Origin of the sequence: Citrobacter sp. wls619, from assembly GCF_005281345.1 — a bacterium.
Lineage (GTDB): Bacteria > Pseudomonadota > Gammaproteobacteria > Enterobacterales > Enterobacteriaceae > Citrobacter.
On record NZ_SZXJ01000044.1, the window covers coordinates 388,880 to 406,502 of the forward strand.

At 52.3% G+C, this 17,623-nt stretch carries 16 protein-coding genes; 13 read left to right on the forward strand and 3 right to left on the reverse strand.

All coding sequences use genetic code 11. The annotated features are described in order from the left end of the window. The first annotated feature begins 94 nt into the window (after positions 1-94). The 3 genes from mazG (at position 95) to eno (ending at position 4,258) form a co-directional block, all read left to right on the forward strand. Positions 95-886 (forward strand): nucleoside triphosphate pyrophosphohydrolase, encoded by a 792-nt coding sequence (mazG, locus tag FDX19_RS11085; RefSeq protein WP_137382741.1) that lies wholly within the window; start codon positions 95-97, stop codon positions 884-886. Positions 887-1,235: 349 nt separating this feature from the next. Next, a complete protein-coding gene (gene pyrG / locus FDX19_RS11090; protein ID WP_005130912.1) occupies positions 1,236-2,873 on the forward strand; it encodes a glutamine hydrolyzing CTP synthase in 1,638 nt (545 codons plus the stop codon). Positions 2,874-2,959: 86 nt separating this feature from the next. Beyond that, complete coding sequence (gene eno / locus FDX19_RS11095; protein WP_137382742.1) at positions 2,960-4,258, forward strand: phosphopyruvate hydratase; 1,299 nt, start codon at positions 2,960-2,962, stop codon at positions 4,256-4,258. Between the two features lie 69 nt (positions 4,259-4,327). Here eno and FDX19_RS11100 read toward each other — a convergent pair whose 3' ends face one another. After that, positions 4,328-5,437, reverse strand: a complete 1,110-nt coding sequence (locus tag FDX19_RS11100; protein ID WP_137382743.1) for an SDR family oxidoreductase — start codon at positions 5,435-5,437, stop codon at positions 4,328-4,330. A gap of 427 nt (positions 5,438-5,864) precedes the next feature. On the opposite strand from FDX19_RS11100, the gene queE reads away from it, so the two are divergent. Beyond that, positions 5,865-6,536: a 7-carboxy-7-deazaguanine synthase QueE gene (gene queE / locus FDX19_RS11105; protein WP_137382744.1), complete on the forward strand. Its 672-nt coding sequence runs from the start codon at positions 5,865-5,867 to the stop codon at positions 6,534-6,536. Between the two features lie 97 nt (positions 6,537-6,633). Here the strand turns inward: queE and queD are convergent, their stop codons facing one another. Beyond that, positions 6,634-6,996, reverse strand: a complete 363-nt coding sequence (queD, locus tag FDX19_RS11110; protein WP_041686189.1) for a 6-carboxytetrahydropterin synthase QueD — start codon at positions 6,994-6,996, stop codon at positions 6,634-6,636. 305 nt (positions 6,997-7,301) lie between these two features. Here queD and cysJ point away from each other — a divergent pair, with 305 nt between their 5' ends. From cysJ to cysH, 3 genes are all read left to right on the forward strand, one after another. Beyond that, on the forward strand, positions 7,302-9,101 hold the full coding sequence (gene cysJ / locus FDX19_RS11115) for an NADPH-dependent assimilatory sulfite reductase flavoprotein subunit (protein WP_137382745.1): 1,800 nt from the start codon (positions 7,302-7,304) through the stop codon (positions 9,099-9,101). Next, a complete protein-coding gene (gene cysI, locus FDX19_RS11120) occupies positions 9,101-10,813 on the forward strand; it encodes an assimilatory sulfite reductase (NADPH) hemoprotein subunit (RefSeq protein ID WP_137382746.1) in 1,713 nt (570 codons plus the stop codon). Before cysJ ends, cysI begins: the two co-directional genes overlap by 1 nt. Before the next feature lie 101 nt (positions 10,814-10,914). After that, on the forward strand, positions 10,915-11,649 hold the full coding sequence (cysH, locus tag FDX19_RS11130) for a phosphoadenosine phosphosulfate reductase (protein WP_137382747.1): 735 nt from the start codon (positions 10,915-10,917) through the stop codon (positions 11,647-11,649). Between the two features lie 45 nt (positions 11,650-11,694). Here the strand turns inward: cysH and FDX19_RS11135 are convergent, their stop codons facing one another. Further along, positions 11,695-12,738: an aminopeptidase gene (locus FDX19_RS11135; RefSeq protein ID WP_137382748.1), complete on the reverse strand. Its 1,044-nt coding sequence runs from the start codon at positions 12,736-12,738 to the stop codon at positions 11,695-11,697. 254 nt (positions 12,739-12,992) lie between these two features. On the opposite strand from FDX19_RS11135, the gene cysD reads away from it, so the two are divergent. The 6 genes from cysD (at position 12,993) to ispD (ending at position 17,593) form a co-directional block, all read left to right on the forward strand. Next, positions 12,993-13,901, forward strand: coding sequence for a sulfate adenylyltransferase subunit CysD (cysD, locus tag FDX19_RS11140; RefSeq protein WP_137382749.1), 909 nt, complete (start codon positions 12,993-12,995; stop codon positions 13,899-13,901). A gap of 9 nt (positions 13,902-13,910) precedes the next feature. Beyond that, a complete protein-coding gene (gene cysN / locus FDX19_RS11145; protein ID WP_137382750.1) occupies positions 13,911-15,338 on the forward strand; it encodes a sulfate adenylyltransferase subunit CysN in 1,428 nt (475 codons plus the stop codon). Beyond that, a complete protein-coding gene (gene cysC, locus FDX19_RS11150; RefSeq protein ID WP_137382751.1) occupies positions 15,338-15,943 on the forward strand; it encodes an adenylyl-sulfate kinase in 606 nt (201 codons plus the stop codon). The genes cysN and cysC overlap by 1 nt, the downstream gene beginning before the upstream one ends. A gap of 47 nt (positions 15,944-15,990) precedes the next feature. Next, a complete protein-coding gene (locus FDX19_RS11155) occupies positions 15,991-16,314 on the forward strand; it encodes a DUF3561 family protein (RefSeq protein WP_137382752.1) in 324 nt (107 codons plus the stop codon). A gap of 214 nt (positions 16,315-16,528) precedes the next feature. Beyond that, complete coding sequence (gene ftsB / locus FDX19_RS11160; RefSeq protein WP_003034163.1) at positions 16,529-16,840, forward strand: cell division protein FtsB; 312 nt, start codon at positions 16,529-16,531, stop codon at positions 16,838-16,840. Between the two features lie 18 nt (positions 16,841-16,858). Further along, positions 16,859-17,593, forward strand: a complete 735-nt coding sequence (gene ispD / locus FDX19_RS11165; protein ID WP_137382753.1) for a 2-C-methyl-D-erythritol 4-phosphate cytidylyltransferase — start codon at positions 16,859-16,861, stop codon at positions 17,591-17,593. The last annotated feature ends 30 nt before the right edge of the window (positions 17,594-17,623 follow it).

The window sequence follows — 17,623 nt, forward strand, 5'->3', positions numbered from 1 at the left end:
ATAAGGCGAAGCCGCCATCCGGCGATTTCGCAGCGCCGGATGGCGACATAAATGCCTTGTCCGGCCTACCGTATTGAAATTTCAGGATTTTCACATGAATCAAATCGACCGACTGCTCGGTATTATGCAGCGCCTGCGCGACCCGGAAAACGGCTGTCCGTGGGACAAAGAGCAGACATTCGCCACGATTGCCCCTTACACCCTAGAAGAAACCTATGAAGTGCTGGACGCGATTGCGCGTGAAGATTTCGACGACCTGCGTGGAGAGCTGGGCGACCTACTGTTCCAGGTGGTGTTTTACGCCCAGATGGCGCAGGAAGAAGGGCGCTTCAACTTTGATGATATCTGCGCTGCGATAAGCGATAAGCTTGAACGCCGCCACCCGCATGTATTTGCAGATGTTTCTGCCAGCACTAGCGGCGAAGTGCTGACCCGCTGGGAACAGATCAAAAGCGAAGAACGTGCTGAGAAGTCACAACATTCCGCGCTGGACGATATTCCCCGAAGTTTACCGGCGCTAATGCGCGCTCAGAAAATCCAGAAACGCTGCTCCAATGTTGGCTTTGACTGGAAGACATTAGGACCGGTTGTCGACAAAGTTTACGAAGAGATTGACGAAGTCATGTTCGAGGCGAAGCAGGCTGTCGTTGACCAGGCTAAACTGGAGGAGGAAATGGGCGACCTGCTGTTTGCCACGGTCAATATGGCCCGTCATTTAGGGACAAAAGCAGAGACGGCATTGCAGAAAGCGAATGAAAAATTCGAGCGTCGTTTTCGTGAGGTTGAGCGAATTGTGGCAGCCCGCGGTCTGGAAATGACAGGTGTTGATCTGGAAACAATGGAAGAAGTTTGGCAACAGGTAAAACGACAGGAAATTGATCTCTAAGGGATTTCGTCGGTCAAGGACGATTTGTGTGATTTTTTAAATAACAAGCGATTGATTTACGTCAAAAACATTTACCCAAAAGAGGCTATTTTCTCTTCCCGTTATGTTGATGAAACACCTTGTATGCTGCCTCTTCGAGTTATTCGAGTCGCAACAAGGCGGCGACTGAAAGAATCCCAGGAACATAGAAATGCTATGTGACTGGGGTGAGTGAAGGAAGCCAACACCGGTGCGGCTTGAAGAACGAAGGAGAGGGAATAATGAAAGTTTGTGGCGTTCGTCATGTTCGGGTATACTACTTTCCCGTCTTGGTAATTCCATCGTTTCACCCTAACTTCTCAGGTCCAGCATGACAACGAACTATATTTTTGTGACCGGCGGGGTCGTATCCTCTCTGGGAAAAGGCATTGCCGCAGCCTCCCTCGCAGCCATTCTTGAAGCCCGTGGCCTCAATGTGACCATGATGAAACTGGATCCGTACATCAACGTCGATCCAGGTACTATGAGCCCTATCCAACACGGGGAAGTGTTCGTTACCGAAGACGGCGCTGAAACCGACCTGGACCTGGGTCACTATGAGCGTTTCATCCGCACCAAAATGAGTCGCCGTAACAACTTCACCACCGGTCGTATCTACTCCGACGTTCTGCGTAAAGAACGCCGTGGTGACTATCTGGGCGCGACCGTTCAGGTCATTCCGCACATCACGAATGCCATTAAAGAGCGCGTTCTGGAAGGCGGTGAAGGTCATGATGTTGTTCTGGTCGAAATCGGCGGAACCGTTGGGGATATCGAATCTCTGCCGTTCCTTGAAGCGATTCGCCAGATGGCTGTAGAAATTGGCCGTGAGCACACGCTGTTTATGCATCTGACGCTGGTTCCGTATATGGCGGCGGCAGGTGAAGTCAAAACCAAACCGACTCAGCACTCTGTAAAAGAGCTGCTTTCTATCGGTATTCAGCCAGATATCCTGATTTGCCGCTCCGATCGCGCAGTTCCGGCTAATGAACGTGCAAAAATTGCATTGTTCTGTAACGTTCCGGAAAAAGCGGTGATTTCTCTGAAAGATGTCGATTCCATCTATAAAATTCCGGGCCTGTTGAAATCCCAGGGCCTTGACGATTATATTTGTAAACGATTCAGCTTGAACTGTCCGGAAGCGAATCTGTCAGAATGGGAACAGGTTATCTACGAAGAAGCCAATCCGGCAGGCGAAGTGACTATCGGTATGGTCGGCAAGTACATTGAACTGCCGGATGCCTATAAGTCAGTTATCGAAGCGCTGAAGCACGGTGGCTTGAAGAATCGTGTCACCGTCAACATCAAGCTGATTGATTCGCAGGATGTTGAAACGCGTGGTGTTGAGATCCTGAAAGGTCTTGATGCCATCCTCATCCCAGGCGGCTTCGGCTACCGTGGTGTTGAAGGGAAAATCGCGACAGCGCGCTTTGCGCGTGAAAACAATATTCCTTATCTGGGTATTTGCCTGGGTATGCAGGTTGCGTTGATTGAGTTTGCTCGTAACGTCGTGGGAATGGACAACGCCAACTCCACAGAATTTGTGCCAGACTGTAAGTACCCAGTCGTGGCCCTGATTACTGAATGGCGTGATGAAGACGGCAACGTCGAAGTCCGTACCGAGAAGAGCGATCTGGGTGGCACAATGCGTCTTGGTGCGCAACAGTGTCAGCTGAGCGATGAGAGTCTGGTTCGTCAACTGTACGGTACGCCGACAATTGTTGAACGCCATCGCCACCGCTACGAAGTCAACAATATGCTGTTGAAACAGATTGAAGCTGCGGGTCTGCGTGTTGCAGGCCGTTCCGGTGATGATCAGTTGGTCGAGATCATTGAGGTACCGAATCATCCGTGGTTCGTGGCCTGTCAGTTCCACCCGGAATTTACTTCCACGCCACGTGATGGGCACCCTCTGTTCGCCGGCTTTGTGAAAGCCGCCAGTGAACATCAGAAGCGTCAGGCGAAGTAAGAAGTAAAAAGTTAGAACGGCAATGCACCCATCAGGGTGCATTGTTTGTCTGGAGTTTTAGTTTAACTTGTACTGAGGAAAACCTAATGTCCAAAATCGTTAAAATCATCGGTCGTGAAATCATCGACTCCCGTGGTAACCCGACTGTTGAAGCCGAAGTACACCTGGAAGGTGGTTTCGTTGGTATGGCAGCAGCTCCGTCAGGTGCTTCTACTGGTTCCCGCGAAGCACTGGAACTGCGCGATGGCGACAAATCCCGTTTCATGGGTAAAGGCGTACTGAAAGCTGTTGCAGCTGTAAACGGCCCGATTGCTCAGGCTCTGCTGGGTAAAGATGCTAAAGATCAGGCTGGCATCGACAAGGTAATGATCGATCTGGACGGTACTGAAAACAAATCCAACTTCGGTGCAAACGCCATCCTGGCTGTGTCCCTGGCGAACGCCAAAGCAGCAGCTGCTGCTAAAGGCCTGCCGCTGTATGCACACATCGCTGAACTGAACGGTACTCCGGGCAAATACTCCATGCCGGTTCCGATGATGAACATCATCAACGGTGGTGAGCACGCTGACAACAACGTCGACATCCAGGAATTTATGATTCAGCCGGTTGGCGCTAAATCCCTGAAAGAAGCCGTTCGTATGGGTTCCGAAGTGTTCCACAACCTGGCTAAAGTCCTGAAAGCTAAAGGTATGAACACTGCAGTTGGTGACGAAGGTGGCTACGCGCCGAACCTGGGTTCCAACGCTGAAGCTCTGGCTGTAATCGCTGAAGCGGTTAAAGCAGCAGGCTACGAGCTAGGCAAAGACATCACTCTGGCGATGGACTGTGCAGCGTCTGAATTCTACAAAGACGGTAAATACGTTCTGGCCGGCGAAGGCAACAAAGCGTTCACCTCCGAAGAATTCACTCACTTCCTGGAAGAACTGACCAAACAGTACCCGATCGTATCCATCGAAGATGGTCTGGACGAGTCTGACTGGGACGGTTTCGCATACCAGACAAAAGTACTGGGCGACAAAATCCAGCTGGTTGGTGACGATCTGTTCGTAACCAACACCAAGATCCTGAAAGAAGGCATCGAAAAAGGCATCGTTAACTCCATCCTGATCAAATTCAACCAGATCGGTTCTCTGACCGAAACTCTGGCTGCGATCAAAATGGCGAAAGACGCTGGCTACACTGCTGTCATCTCTCACCGTTCTGGCGAAACTGAAGATGCTACCATCGCTGACCTGGCTGTTGGTACCGCTGCAGGCCAGATCAAAACGGGTTCTATGAGCCGTTCTGACCGTGTTGCTAAGTACAACCAGCTGATTCGTATCGAAGAAGCTCTGGGTGAACACGCTCCGTACAACGGTCGTAAAGAGATCAAAGGTCAGGCGTAATCCTGTTCTTTCTCTGATTTAAAAATGCCAGCCTTCGGGCTGGCATTTTTTTGCCTGCACAATAGCAACCTATTTAAAGTCCACCGCCATTTGCTGTGGAATAGTCAGCCCACGTGTCGTCTGCACACAGCGCTCAATGTAATCGGTAAAACGCGGCGGCTTCGGCATCCCCATGCTGAGCAGCTTATCATTGCTGAATCGCACGTTCAGCGTTGCGAATGCGCCGTACAGACGCATGGCTTTAAGCATCAGTCTTTCGTTGCAGGGGCCAAAAATATTCTTCAGCTCACGGCGCATTTGGACCAGCGTTTCATAGCTGACCTGTGCGTATTTATTGCCGACGGGAGCTTGTTCCAGCGCAGATGCCATCGCACTATCAATATCTGCAAACCTCACGCTATTTTCTTCTCCTGCTGAGATGTGCACCACTTCACCGCGAGCGAGCGGGCTGCTCAGTAACATCAGCAATGCATCGGCGCAGTAATCAACCGGGATCACGTCAATACGGTCTTCCATCGAACACATAAATTTTTGTAGCATCAGACCCATGCTGAATACCCAGAAAATACTGCTGGAGGGTTGGCAGCCATGATGAGTGTGACCAACAACGATAGAAGGCCGCGCGATAACCAGTGGTAATGTTGGGCATTCCTGTTGCATCAGACGCTCTATCGTGGATTTAGAGTGCGTATACTCAACCAGATGCTCAGCACGCTCGCGAAATTCTGCACTTTCTGCCACCAGTGAATCGGGTTCTGGGGAGCATGACATCGCTGTACCAACGTGAAGAAAGCGCTGCAGGCTGCCGACACTGGCCATTCTCCGGGCGAACTTCAGCGTTCCTTCGACATTTACTTTCCAGATAAGCGGGTTGTTGCCAAAAGAGGCGACGGCGGCGCAGTTGATGACATGAGTAACCTGGTCCAGACGCGGGTCGTTAAGAAACGCTTCAGGTTCTACCAAATCACCCAACAGGATATTCCGCGGGCTAAGTGCGGCCAGCTTTTCTTCTGCAATATTGAATTTGCGCAGATTTTCCTTTATCCGTTCCAGCGCAGTTACATCATTATTGGCACGAACTAAAAGCAGCAGATTAAATCCATTTGTCTGATTCAGAATGTTTTCTAAAACGGCTCCGCCCAAAAAACCGGTTGCGCCAGTAATTAATAGTGTATTCATGAATGCAGTCTCATTAGGGGGGTGACTGGATTCTAGGCGTAGATAATTAAACGGAGATTAAATGGAAAATTAGCGTAAGGTTAGGTTTCTTAAGCCTATTTTAATATAAAAAATACCGCGGATCGAATTTGACTATGCATGATACTAGTAAATTCATAATTTCATGTATCCGTTTGTACATGCTTGAAATATTTTACTTTTAAAATATTTATACTATTTTAATAAGGTTATTATCAAAAATATTTTGTTACATCAAAACGCTGCCTGGACAGCGATGAAATTAAATCACAGCGATTCGAACATTGCAGACGCAAACACGAGATCATGTTTCATGATTTTTTAACTCAGGGGACAGCGCAGCCGGGGGCAAGACCTGAGCGTGCAAATCTGCGATAATACGCGCTCATAACCCTAAACAGAGATGACTATGCAGTACCCGATTAACGAGATGTTCCAGACCCTGCAAGGTGAGGGTTACTTTACCGGCGTCCCCGCCATTTTTATTCGTTTACAGGGATGCCCGGTTGGCTGTGCCTGGTGCGATACCAAACACACCTGGGATAAGCTTGAGGATCGGGAAGTCTCCTTATATAGCATCCTGGCCAAGACGAAAGAGAGTGATAAATGGGGCGCGGCGAGCAGTGAAGATCTGCTGGTTGTTATTCAGCGTCAGGGCTATACCGCCCGACACGTGGTGATCACCGGCGGTGAACCCTGCATTCACGATCTGATGCCGCTGACTGACCTGCTGGAAAAGAACGGCTTTAGCTGCCAGATTGAGACCAGCGGGACACACGAAGTTCGCTGTACGCCGAATACCTGGGTGACTGTATCGCCGAAGGTGAATATGCGTGGCGGCTATGACGTACTGTCACAGGCGCTGGAACGAGCCAATGAAATCAAGCATCCGGTGGGTCGCGTTCGCGATATTGAAGCGCTGGATGAACTGCTGGCCACGTTGAGCGATGATAAACCACGTATTATTGCGCTGCAGCCAATCAGTCAGAAAGAAGATGCGACGCGTTTGTGTATTGATACCTGTATTGCGCGAAACTGGCGTCTGTCGATGCAAACGCATAAATACCTGAATATTGCCTGATGAATTTTGCCGGGGGCGCTTCGCTTGCCCGGCCTACGCGTGTTAATAAGGTAGGCCGGGATCAGACGCGAGGCGTCGCCATCCGGCATGGTTGGGATCACTCTCCGCGATAAACGCAACCTGCTGTGCAGGTCTCTTTTACCATCACTGCGCTCAGCAGAGGAACAACCGGTTTTACCTGTTCCCAAATCCAGCGGGACAAGACTTCGCTGGTTGGGTTTTCAAGGCCCGGGATATCGTTCAGGTAGTAGTGATCAAGCCTGTCGTACGTCGGCTTGAACGCCGCTTTTAACTCGGCGAAATCCATGATCCAACCGGTATGTGGATCGACTTCACCGGTAATTTCAAGACGCACCATAAATGAGTGACCATGCAGACGGCCACACTTGTGTCCTTCCGGTACGTGCGGCAGGCGGTGAGCGGCTTCGAAGGTGAAATCTTTAAACAAGGTGGTGGACATTATTTACTCTCAAGAATGCGAAAAACCGGCGTAGGGTACCGGAAAGCACATTTTTGCGCATTAACTAAAACGGCCCTGACCAGTAAATGGATATATTCATTTGATCTATTGTCATTAACTCATTACATATCATGTAGTTATTCAATCGCTTTTGTTGTTAATAACTATAGCTAAAACAGGTTAGTTCATTTGGTTATTTGTTATTTCTATCCCTTCTTTAGTTGTTACTATCCCCACCGTTAACCTTATCTTCAGTTTGGGTTTTATTGCTGAAATCCGCTTTGCTTACTGGAACATGACAACGCATGACGACACAGGCCCCACCTTCCGCTTTGCTCCCGCTAAATCCGGAGCAACTGGCACGCCTTCAGGCGGCCACGACCGATCTTACACCCTCGCAGCTTGCGTGGGTGTCTGGCTATTTCTGGGGCGTGCTGAATCAGCAGCCGGGAACGAATGCTGCAGCGCCTGCGCCTGTCGCTGAAATGCCAGGAATTACACTCATCTCGGCTTCGCAAACCGGTAATGCGCGTCGCGTGGCGGAAGCCTTGCGCGACGATCTGATAGCTGCGCAGCTCAATGTCACCCTGATCAACGCTGGCGATTATAAATTCAAGCAAATTGCCAATGAAAAATTGCTGGTCGTGGTGGCATCGACTCAGGGAGAAGGTGAACCGGCGGAAGAAGCCGTTGCGTTGCATAAATACTTGTTCTCTAAAAAAGCGCCGAAGCTTGAAAACACGGCCTTCGCCGTATTTGGCCTTGGCGATACGTCTTACGAATTTTTCTGCCAGTCAGGTAAAGACTTTGATGCGAAACTGGCAGAATTGGGTGGTGAACGCCTGCTGGACCGCGTTGACGCTGATGTCGAGTATCAATCGGCGGCGGCAGAATGGCGTGCCCGTCTGGTTGATGTACTGAAGGCGCGTGCGCCTGTTGCATCGTCTGCACAGGCTGCAGCGAGCGGTGCGGTTAACGAGGTGCACACCAGCCCTTACACCAAAGAAGCACCGCTGAGTGCAACACTTGCGGTGAATCAGAAAATTACCGGTCGCGACTCTGAAAAAGATGTACGCCATATCGAAATTGATCTGGGTGATTCTGGCCTGCGCTATCAGCCAGGCGACGCACTGGGTGTCTGGTATCAGAACGATCCGGCCCTGGTCAAAGAAATTGTGGAACTGCTGTGGCTGAAAGGTACTGAGCCGGTCACCGTTGAGGGCAAAACGCTGCCGCTCGCTGACGCGCTGGAGTGGCATTTCGAATTGACCGTCAACACGGCCAATATCGTAGAGAACTATGCCATCCTGACGCGCAGCGAAACGCTGTTGCCATTGGTCGGCGATAAAGCGCAATTACAGCATTACGCCACAACCACCCCCATCGTCGATATGCTGCGTTTCTCCCCGGCACAACTCGATGCCGACGCGTTAATTGGCTTGCTGCGTCCGCTGACGCCACGCTTGTACTCCATTGCCTCATCCCAGGCTGAAGTGGAAAGCGAAGTACATATCACCATGGGTGCCGTGCGTTTTGAGGTTGAAGGGCGTGCGCGTGCAGGCGGAGCTTCTGGCTTCCTTGCCGATCGCGTTGAGGAAGAGGGCGAAGTACGTGTGTTCATTGAGCATAACGACAACTTCCGCCTGCCAGAAAATCCGCAAACACCGGTCATTATGATCGGGCCTGGAACAGGGATTGCGCCGTTCCGCGCCTTTATGCAGCAACGTGCGGCAGACGGTGCCGAAGGCAAAAACTGGCTGTTCTTTGGCAATCCGCACTTTACTGAAGATTTCCTGTATCAGGTGGAATGGCAGCGCTACGTCAAAGAAGGCGTACTCAACCGTATCGACCTTGCCTGGTCCCGTGATCAAAAAGATAAAGTCTACGTACAAGATAAACTGCGCCAACAGGGTGCAGAACTGTGGCGCTGGATTAATGACGGTGCGCACATTTATGTCTGCGGCGACGCCAATCGCATGGCGAAAGACGTTGAGCAGGCTTTGCTGGAAGTGATTGCCGAATTCGGTGCTATGGATATCGAAGCGGCGGATGAATTTTTGAGTGAGCTGCGCGTTGAGCGCCGTTATCAGCGAGATGTCTACTAATGAGCGAAAAACATCCAGGACCACTGGTGGTCGAAGGCAAACTGACTGATGCCGAGCGCATGAAGATTGAGAGCAACTACCTGCGCGGTACCATTGCCGAAGATTTAAATGACGGCCTCACCGGCGGATTCAAAGGCGATAACTTCCTGCTGATCCGTTTTCACGGTATGTACCAGCAGGATGACCGTGATATCCGCGCCGAACGTGCCGAACAGAAGCTGGAGCCGCGCCACGCGATGCTGCTGCGCTGCCGTTTGCCGGGGGGCGTCATCACCACCAAACAGTGGCAGGCGATCGATAAGTTCGCCCATGACAACACGATTTACGGCAGCATCCGCCTAACCAACCGCCAGACGTTTCAGTTTCACGGTATTCTGAAGAAGAACGTGAAGCCGGTGCACCAGATGCTGCACTCCGTCGGGCTGGACGCGCTGGCGACCGCCAACGATATGAACCGTAACGTGCTGTGCACTTCCAACCCGTATGAGTCTGAGCTGCATGCTGAAGCGTACGAGTGGGCGAAAAAGATCTCCGAACACTTGCTGCCCCGTACCCGCGCTTATGCGGAGATCTGGCTGGATCAGGAAAAAGTCGCGACCACGGATGAAGAGCCGATCCTCGGCCAGACCTATCTGCCGCGTAAGTTTAAAACGACGGTGGTGATCCCGCCGCAGAACGACATCGATCTGCACGCTAACGATATGAACTTCGTGGCGATTGCCGAAAACGGCAAGCTGGTGGGCTTTAACCTGCTGGTTGGCGGTGGACTGTCTATTGAACACGGTAACAAGAAAACCTACGCACGCACCGCAAGTGAGTTTGGTTATCTGCCGCTGGAACACACCTTAGCGGTGGCAGAAGCGGTGGTGACCACACAGCGTGATTGGGGCAACCGTACCGATCGTAAAAACGCCAAAACCAAATACACGCTGGAGCGGGTAGGTGTCGAGACGTTTAAAGAAGAAGTTGAACGCCGCGCGGGGATCAAATTTGAGCCGATTCGTCCGTATGAGTTTACCGGTCGTGGCGACCGAATTGGTTGGGTGAAGGGGATCGACAATAAATGGCACCTGACGCTGTTTATTGAAAACGGCCGTATTCTGGATTATCCGGGGCGCCCGCTGAAAACCGGCTTGCTGGAGATCGCGAAGATCCACAAAGGCGAGTTCCGTATCACGGCCAACCAGAACCTGATCATTGCCGGTGTCCCGGAGAGTGATAAGGCGAAGATTGAGAAGATTGCGCAGAAAAGCGGCCTGATGAATGCGGTGACCCCGCAGCGTGAAAACTCAATGGCCTGCGTCTCGTTCCCGACCTGTCCGTTGGCGATGGCGGAAGCCGAGCGTTTCCTGCCAACATTTATCGACAACATTGATACGCTGATGGCGAAACACAGCCTGAGTGATGAAAACATTGTCATGCGAGTCACGGGCTGCCCGAACGGCTGTGGTCGTGCGATGCTGGCGGAAGTGGGGCTGGTGGGTAAAGCGCCGGGTCGCTATAACCTGCATCTGGGCGGGAATCGTATTGGGACTCGTATCCCACGGATGTTCAAAGAAAATATCACAGAGCCGGAAATTCTGGCGTTGCTGGATGAACTGATTGGGCGCTGGGCGAAAGAGCGTGAAGCGGGTGAAGGCTTCGGCGACTTTACGGTGCGTGCGGGCATCATTCGCCCGGTGCTCGATCCCGCGCGTGATTTCTGGGAATAACCCGCATTGCCGGATGGCGGCATAAATGCTTTATCCGGCCTACGTAGACTGTAGGCCTGATAAGCGAAGCGCCATCAGGCAAGGCATACAGCGAGGAACTTATGTCCAGACTCGATCTAAATGGCCTGAACGCACTGCCAAAAGTTGAGCGTGTTATGGCACTGGCAGAAACCAACAGCCAACTGGAAACGCTGAGCGCGGAAGAACGCGTGGCGTGGGCGCTGGAAAATCTGCCCGGCGAATATGTCCTTTCATCAAGTTTTGGTATTCAGGCGGCGGTCAGCCTGCATCTGGTGAACCAGATTCGCCCGGATATTCCGGTGATCCTCACCGATACTGGCTATTTATTCCCGGAAACCTACCAGTTTATCGATGCGTTAACGGACAAACTCAAACTCAACCTGCAGGTCTACCGGGCGAAAGAGAGCGCGGCCTGGCAGGAAGCGCGCTACGGCAAGCTGTGGGAACAAGGTGTTGAAGGCATTGAGAAATACAATGACATCAACAAAGTTGAACCCATGAACCGGGCGCTGCAGGAGCTGAACGCACAAACCTGGTTTGCGGGTCTGCGCCGCGAGCAGTCCGGTAGCCGTGCACATTTACCGGTATTGGCTATTCAGCGTGGCGTATTTAAAGTGCTGCCGATTATCGACTGGGACAACCGTACGGTATACCAGTATCTGCAAAAACACGGTCTGAAGTATCACCCGCTGTGGGATCAAGGCTACCTGTCAGTCGGTGATACCCACACGACGCGTAAATGGGAGCCAGGCATGGCAGAAGAAGAGACGCGTTTCTTCGGGTTAAAACGCGAATGTGGGCTGCACGAAGGATAACAGGAAAGTGGTCCGGTAAGATTTACATCCTACCGGACCACTTCTTCAGGATTTACCCGCTTTTGCCAGTTCTTTCACCAGCGGCAGCATGATGCGTACGACGTCGCGGCTGCGATGTTCAATCCGCCCTGGAAGTGCTTTATCGATATGTTGCTGGTTGTCCAGACGCACGTCGTGCCAGCTGTTACCGGCGGGGAAAAAGGCTGTTTTGGCGCGTTGCTGATAACCGTCTTTTTTACCCAGGCTCCAGTTGGTTGCTTCTACCGAGAGCACGGCGATCCCCGCGTTGTCGAAGACCTCGGCATCGTTACAACATCCGGTTCCTTTCGGATAGTCTTTGTTCAGTCCCGGGTTGGTACTGGCGGCGATACCGCGGCTGCGTGCAATTGCCAGCGCCCGGTCGCGCGTCAGTTTTCGTACGGCTTCCGGGGTTCTTTTCCCACTATTGAAGTAGAGCTTATCCCCGACGATCAGGTTATCGAGGTTGATAACCAGCAGCGTATTTTTCTTCTCAGCTGCACTCATGCGCTTGAGGATATTTTCTGCACCCAGTTTGCCTTCTTCCTCGCCGCTGGTGGCGATAAACCGAATACCGTACTGTGTCGGCACATTTTTAAGTTTGTCAGCCAACTCCAGCATGACGCCCAAACCTGCGGCGTTATCGTCGATGCCCTGCAAGGTTAATCCGCCCAGATTAGCATCGGAATCGGCATCGCTCTGCGCGGCGTAAGTGTCGAGATGCGCCATGATAATAATCTGCTGCGGCGCTTTGCCTTCATGCGCTGCAATGACGGTGCTGCCCGTCACGTTATGCCAGTTCTTACGGTTGTCTTTGGCGGTATAAATATAACGGCTATTAAACGTCCGAATATCACTGCGATAGCCCATCTGCTGAAATTGCTGACGCAAATAATCAGCAGAGAGCATTTCTGCCGGAGAGCCCGTCACGCGGCCAGGGAAGAATGTTGCGATATATCGAGCCTGAGTATTTGCCATATCTCCGGGCTTCGAAGAGGTTGCCTGTGCGGGAAGGATAAAGCACGCGCCGAGCGCCAGGGCGGTAGTCAGGTGGCGCAATGCGGAAAACATAGTGAGTCCTTAAATACCAAGCAGAAATTTTCAGCCGCTAGTATGAAACCGTGATCGAGGTAAAACAATTTCATTTGCTCCTAAATGCCCGAAATCTGGCGGCTTAAGCACTTTTTGAACTTTGCTTTTCCAAATCGTTATTCCTTTGAGGAACTACTCATTCCAATTCGTAATTTCATTCGCTCTCTTGCCCTCCCTATAGTCAGGTTATCTGAACTTCGTTAGCAAAATAACGGCAATACATAGGAACGGTTATGGATCAAAAACGACTTACCCACCTGCGGCAACTGGAAGCGGAAAGCATCCATATCATTCGTGAGGTGGCCGCCGAGTTTTCGAATCCGGTGATGATGTATTCCATCGGCAAGGATTCCAGCGTAATGCTGCATCTGGCGCGCAAAGCGTTTTATCCTGGTTCACTGCCGTTTCCTCTGCTGCACGTTGATACCGGCTGGAAATTCAGCGAGATGTATGAGTTTCGTGACCGCACGGCAAAAGCCTACGGCTGCGAACTGCTGGTGCATAAAAACCCGGAAGGGGTGGCGATGGGCATCAACCCGTTTGTCCACGGTAGCGCCAAGCATACCGATATTATGAAAACCGAGGGGTTGAAGCAGGCGCTGAATAAATACGGTTTTGACGCAGCATTCGGCGGCGCCCGCCGTGATGAAGAGAAATCGCGCGCCAAAGAGCGTATTTACTCCTTCCGCGACCGCTTCCACCGCTGGGACCCGAAAAATCAGCGTCCGGAGCTGTGGCATAACTACAACGGCCAGATTAACAAAGGCGAAAGCATTCGCGTATTCCCCCTCTCTAACTGGACGGAACAGGATATCTGGCAGTACATCTGGCTGGAAAATATCGACATCGTGCCGCTGTACCTCGCAGCAGAGCGTCCGGTGCTTGAGCGCGACGGCATGTTGATGATGATTGACGACGACAGAATCGATCTGCAGCCTGGTGAGGTTATCAAAAAACGGATGGTGCGTTTCCGTACGCTCGGCTGCTGGCCGCTCACAGGCGCGGTGGAGTCGAATGCGCAGACGCTGCCGGAAATTATCGAAGAAATGCTGGTCTCAACCACCAGTGAACGTCAGGGCCGCGTGATTGACCGCGACCAGGCGGGCTCCATGGAGCTGAAGAAACGTCAGGGGTATTTCTAAGGAGCCGCCATGAACACGACACTTGCACAACAAATTGCTAATGAAGGCGGCGTTGAAGCCTGGATGGTTGCCCAGCAACACAAAAGTCTGCTGCGCTTTTTAACCTGCGGTAGCGTGGATGATGGGAAAAGTACCCTGATTGGCCGCCTGCTGCACGACACGCGTCAGATTTATGAAGATCAGCTTTCATCGCTGCACAACGATAGTAAACGTCATGGCACGCAGGGCGAGAAGCTCGATCTGGCGCTGCTGGTTGACGGTTTGCAGGCCGAGCGTGAACAGGGCATCACTATTGACGTGGCCTACCGTTATTTTTCCACCGAAAAACGCAAATTTATCATCGCGGATACTCCCGGTCATGAGCAGTACACCCGCAATATGGCAACCGGTGCGTCGACCTGCGATCTGGCGATCCTGCTGATCGATGCGCGTAAAGGCGTGTTGGATCAGACCCGCCGTCACAGCTTTATTTCTACGCTGTTGGGAATAAAACATCTGATCGTCGCGATCAACAAAATGGACCTGGTCGATTTCAGCGAAGAGACATTTAACCGCATTCGTGAAGATTATCTGACCTTTGCAGAGCAGCTGCCGGGCAACCTGGATATCCGTTTTGTACCGCTTTCAGCACTGGAAGGTGACAACGTGGCGTCGCAAAGTTTCAGCATGCCGTGGTACAGCGGTCCGACGCTGCTGGAAGTGCTTGAAACCGTTGAAATCCAGCGCGTAGTCGATACGCAGCCGATGCGCTTCCCGGTGCAGTATGTGAACCGCCCAAATCTTGATTTTCGTGGTTATGCCGGAACGCTGGCCTCCGGTAGTGTGAAGGTGGGACAACGCGTCAAAGTGTTGCCGTCTGGCGTTGAGTCGAGCGTCGCCCGGATTGTCACGTTTGATGGCGACTTGCAGGAAGCGCATGCAGGTGAAGCCATTACCCTTGTGCTAAAAGATGAGATCGATATCAGCCGTGGTGACCTGCTGCTTGATGCCCAGGAAACGCTGCCGGCGGTGCAAAGCGCTGCCGTTGATGTGGTGTGGATGGCGGAGCAGGCACTGTCGCCAGGGCAGAGCTATGACATCAAAGTGGCGGGCAAGAAGACGCGTGCGCGTGTTGATAGCGTGGAGTATCAGGTTGATATCAATAACCTGACCCAGCGTGAAGTCGAAGCCTTACCGCTGAACGGTATCGGCCTGGTGAGATTGACGTTTGATGAACCGCTGGTGCTGGATACCTATCAGCATAATCCGGTCACGGGCGGCCTGATTATCATTGACCGTCTGACCAACGTCACCGTTGGGGCAGGACTGGTACGCGAGCCGATCGTCCAGGAGCAGGCCACGGCTTCCCAGTTCAGCGCGTTTGAACTGGAGCTCAATGCGCTGGTGCGTCGCCACTTCCCACATTGGGGTGCGCGCGATCTGCTGGGAGGAAAATAATGGCGCAGCATGACGAAAACGTCGTCTGGCATGCCCATCCTGTTACACCGCAACAGCGGGAACAACGCCACGGTCATCGCGGTGTTGTGCTGTGGTTTACCGGGCTGTCTGGCTCCGGTAAATCTACGGTGGCAGGGGCGCTGGAAGAGGCGCTGCATAAACTGGGGGTGAGCACCTATCTGCTGGATGGCGATAACGTGCGTCACGGCCTGTGCAGCGATCTTGGATTTAGCGATGACGATCGTAAGGAGAATATTCGTCGGGTTGGCGAAGTGGCTAACCTGATGGTGGATGCGGGACTGGTGGTACTGACGGCCTTTATTTCCCCTCATCGTGCTGAACGACAGATGGTTCGCGAACGCGTGGGTCATGGGCGTTTTATAGAGGTGTTTGTCGATACGCCATTAGCAACGTGTGAAGCACGCGATCCAAAAGGGCTGTATAAAAAAGCGCGGGCGGGGGAGTTGCGCAATTTCACCGGAATCGACTCAGTATACGAAGCGCCTGAATCGCCAGAGATTCATCTTGATGGTGAACAATTGGTAACAAATTTGGTACCCCAATTATTAGACCTGCTGAGGCAGGAAGATATTATCAGATCCTGAGACACCCGAGCTTGTATGCCCGGTCAGTCACGGTCACAGGATTAGATATGCGTAACAGCCATAACATTACTCTCACAGAGTCAGAGACCTTCGCCGCCGACGACGAAACCACCTGGACACTTCCAGGGGCCGTGGTCGGTTTTTTAGCTTGGTTGCTGGCGCTGGGATTCCCGTGTCTGATGTATGGCCCTAACACGCTGTTTTTCTTTCTTTATACCTGGCCTTTTTTCCTCGCGTTGCTGCCCGTCGCCATTGTGGCGGGTATTGCCCTGCATTCGCTTATGCAGGGACGGTTGCTGCTAAGCGTTACGTTTACCCTGCTGGTGGTTGGGTCGATGTTTGGCGCCTTGTTCCTGTGGCTGCTGGGCTAGGTCTCTTCCCTTTTGTCATGGCGAGTGGTGCTGCATACCGGCAGCTCTAATTCAAACCGTAACCAACAATGAGATTATGTTCTCCTCACACGGGGTATACGTAACAACGGGCAAATGTGGTACATTTGCCCGCGTTGTCGCGGCATTCCCGCCCGCAGACGTAAAATCGTCGACGGAAGTTATGGGATGTTAATGCCGTTTTTCAGGGGGCAGGATGGGTAAACTAACGCTGCTGTTGCTGGCTTTATTGGTCTGGCTACAGTATTCGCTGTGGTTCGGTAAGAACGGCATACATGACTATAGTCGCGTCAACGATGATGTTGCTGCGCAGCAAGCTACAAACGCGAAACTTAAAGCGCGTAACGATCAGCTCTTTGCTGAAATTGACGATCTCAATGGCGGTCAGGAAGCTATCGAGGAACGCGCACGCAACGAACTCAGCATGACGAAGCCGGGCGAAACGTTTTATCGCCTGGTCCCTGACGCGTCTAAGCGCGCACAGACCGCAGGGCAAAACAATCGATAAACCAGCCAAGGATTTAACATGGCAGCCACTTTATTGGACGTTTGCGCCGTGGTGCCGGCTGCCGGGTTTGGCCGCCGAATGCAAACAGAGTGTCCTAAGCAGTACCTCTCAATTGGCAATAAAACCATTCTTGAACACTCGGTTGATGCGCTACTGGCGCATCCCCGGGTGACGCGTGTCGTCATCGCTATCAGCCCAGGCGACAGCCGCTTTGCCCAACTTCCACTTGCTGCACATCCGCAAATTACCGTAGTGGATGGCGGCGATGAGCGTGCCGATTCTGTCCTTGCTGGTTTGCAAGCCGCTGGAGACGCTCAGTGGGTACTGGTGCATGATGCCGCGCGGCCATGTCTGCATCAGGATGATTTAGCCCGCTTACTGGCAATCAGTGAAACCAGCCGTATCGGCGGTATTCTGGCNCGTATCGGCGGTATTCTGGCGGCTCCCGTACGCGACACCATGAAACGTGCGGAGCCTGGTAAGACCGAGATTGCTCATACGGTCGAACGCACCAATTTATGGCATGCGTTGACACCGCAGTATTTCCCACGCGAGCTGTTACACGATTGCCTGACCCGAGCGCTAAACGAAGGCGCAACCATTACGGATGAGGCCTCGGCGCTGGAATATTGCGGCTTTCATCCGCTGCTGGTTGAAGGACGCGCTGACAACATTAAAGTCACCCGTCCGGAAGATCTGGCACTGGCGGAATTTTATCTGACCCGAACAACCCCTACACAGCATCATTCATGATGTACCGAGGCGGCCAATACAAAGGCGGCT

Bases quoted from the DNA above. Each gene is read 5' to 3' on its own strand.
- mazG (WP_137382741.1), top strand. From the start codon at position 95: ATGAATCAAATCGACCGACTGCTCGGTATTATGCAGCGCCTGCGCGAC.
- pyrG (WP_005130912.1), top strand. From the start codon at position 1,236: ATGACAACGAACTATATTTTTGTGACCGGCGGGGTCGTATCCTCTCTG.
- eno (WP_137382742.1), top strand. From the start codon at position 2,960: ATGTCCAAAATCGTTAAAATCATCGGTCGTGAAATCATCGACTCCCGT.
- FDX19_RS11100 (WP_137382743.1), bottom strand. From the start codon at position 5,437: ATGAATACACTATTAATTACTGGCGCAACCGGTTTTTTGGGCGGAGCC.
- queE (WP_137382744.1), top strand. From the start codon at position 5,865: ATGCAGTACCCGATTAACGAGATGTTCCAGACCCTGCAAGGTGAGGGT.
- queD (WP_041686189.1), bottom strand. From the start codon at position 6,996: ATGTCCACCACCTTGTTTAAAGATTTCACCTTCGAAGCCGCTCACCGC.
- cysJ (WP_137382745.1), top strand. From the start codon at position 7,302: ATGACGACACAGGCCCCACCTTCCGCTTTGCTCCCGCTAAATCCGGAG.
- cysI (WP_137382746.1), top strand. From the start codon at position 9,101: ATGAGCGAAAAACATCCAGGACCACTGGTGGTCGAAGGCAAACTGACT.
- cysH (WP_137382747.1), top strand. From the start codon at position 10,915: ATGTCCAGACTCGATCTAAATGGCCTGAACGCACTGCCAAAAGTTGAG.
- FDX19_RS11135 (WP_137382748.1), bottom strand. From the start codon at position 12,738: ATGTTTTCCGCATTGCGCCACCTGACTACCGCCCTGGCGCTCGGCGCG.
- cysD (WP_137382749.1), top strand. From the start codon at position 12,993: ATGGATCAAAAACGACTTACCCACCTGCGGCAACTGGAAGCGGAAAGC.
- cysN (WP_137382750.1), top strand. From the start codon at position 13,911: ATGAACACGACACTTGCACAACAAATTGCTAATGAAGGCGGCGTTGAA.
- cysC (WP_137382751.1), top strand. From the start codon at position 15,338: ATGGCGCAGCATGACGAAAACGTCGTCTGGCATGCCCATCCTGTTACA.
- FDX19_RS11155 (WP_137382752.1), top strand. From the start codon at position 15,991: ATGCGTAACAGCCATAACATTACTCTCACAGAGTCAGAGACCTTCGCC.
- ftsB (WP_003034163.1), top strand. From the start codon at position 16,529: ATGGGTAAACTAACGCTGCTGTTGCTGGCTTTATTGGTCTGGCTACAG.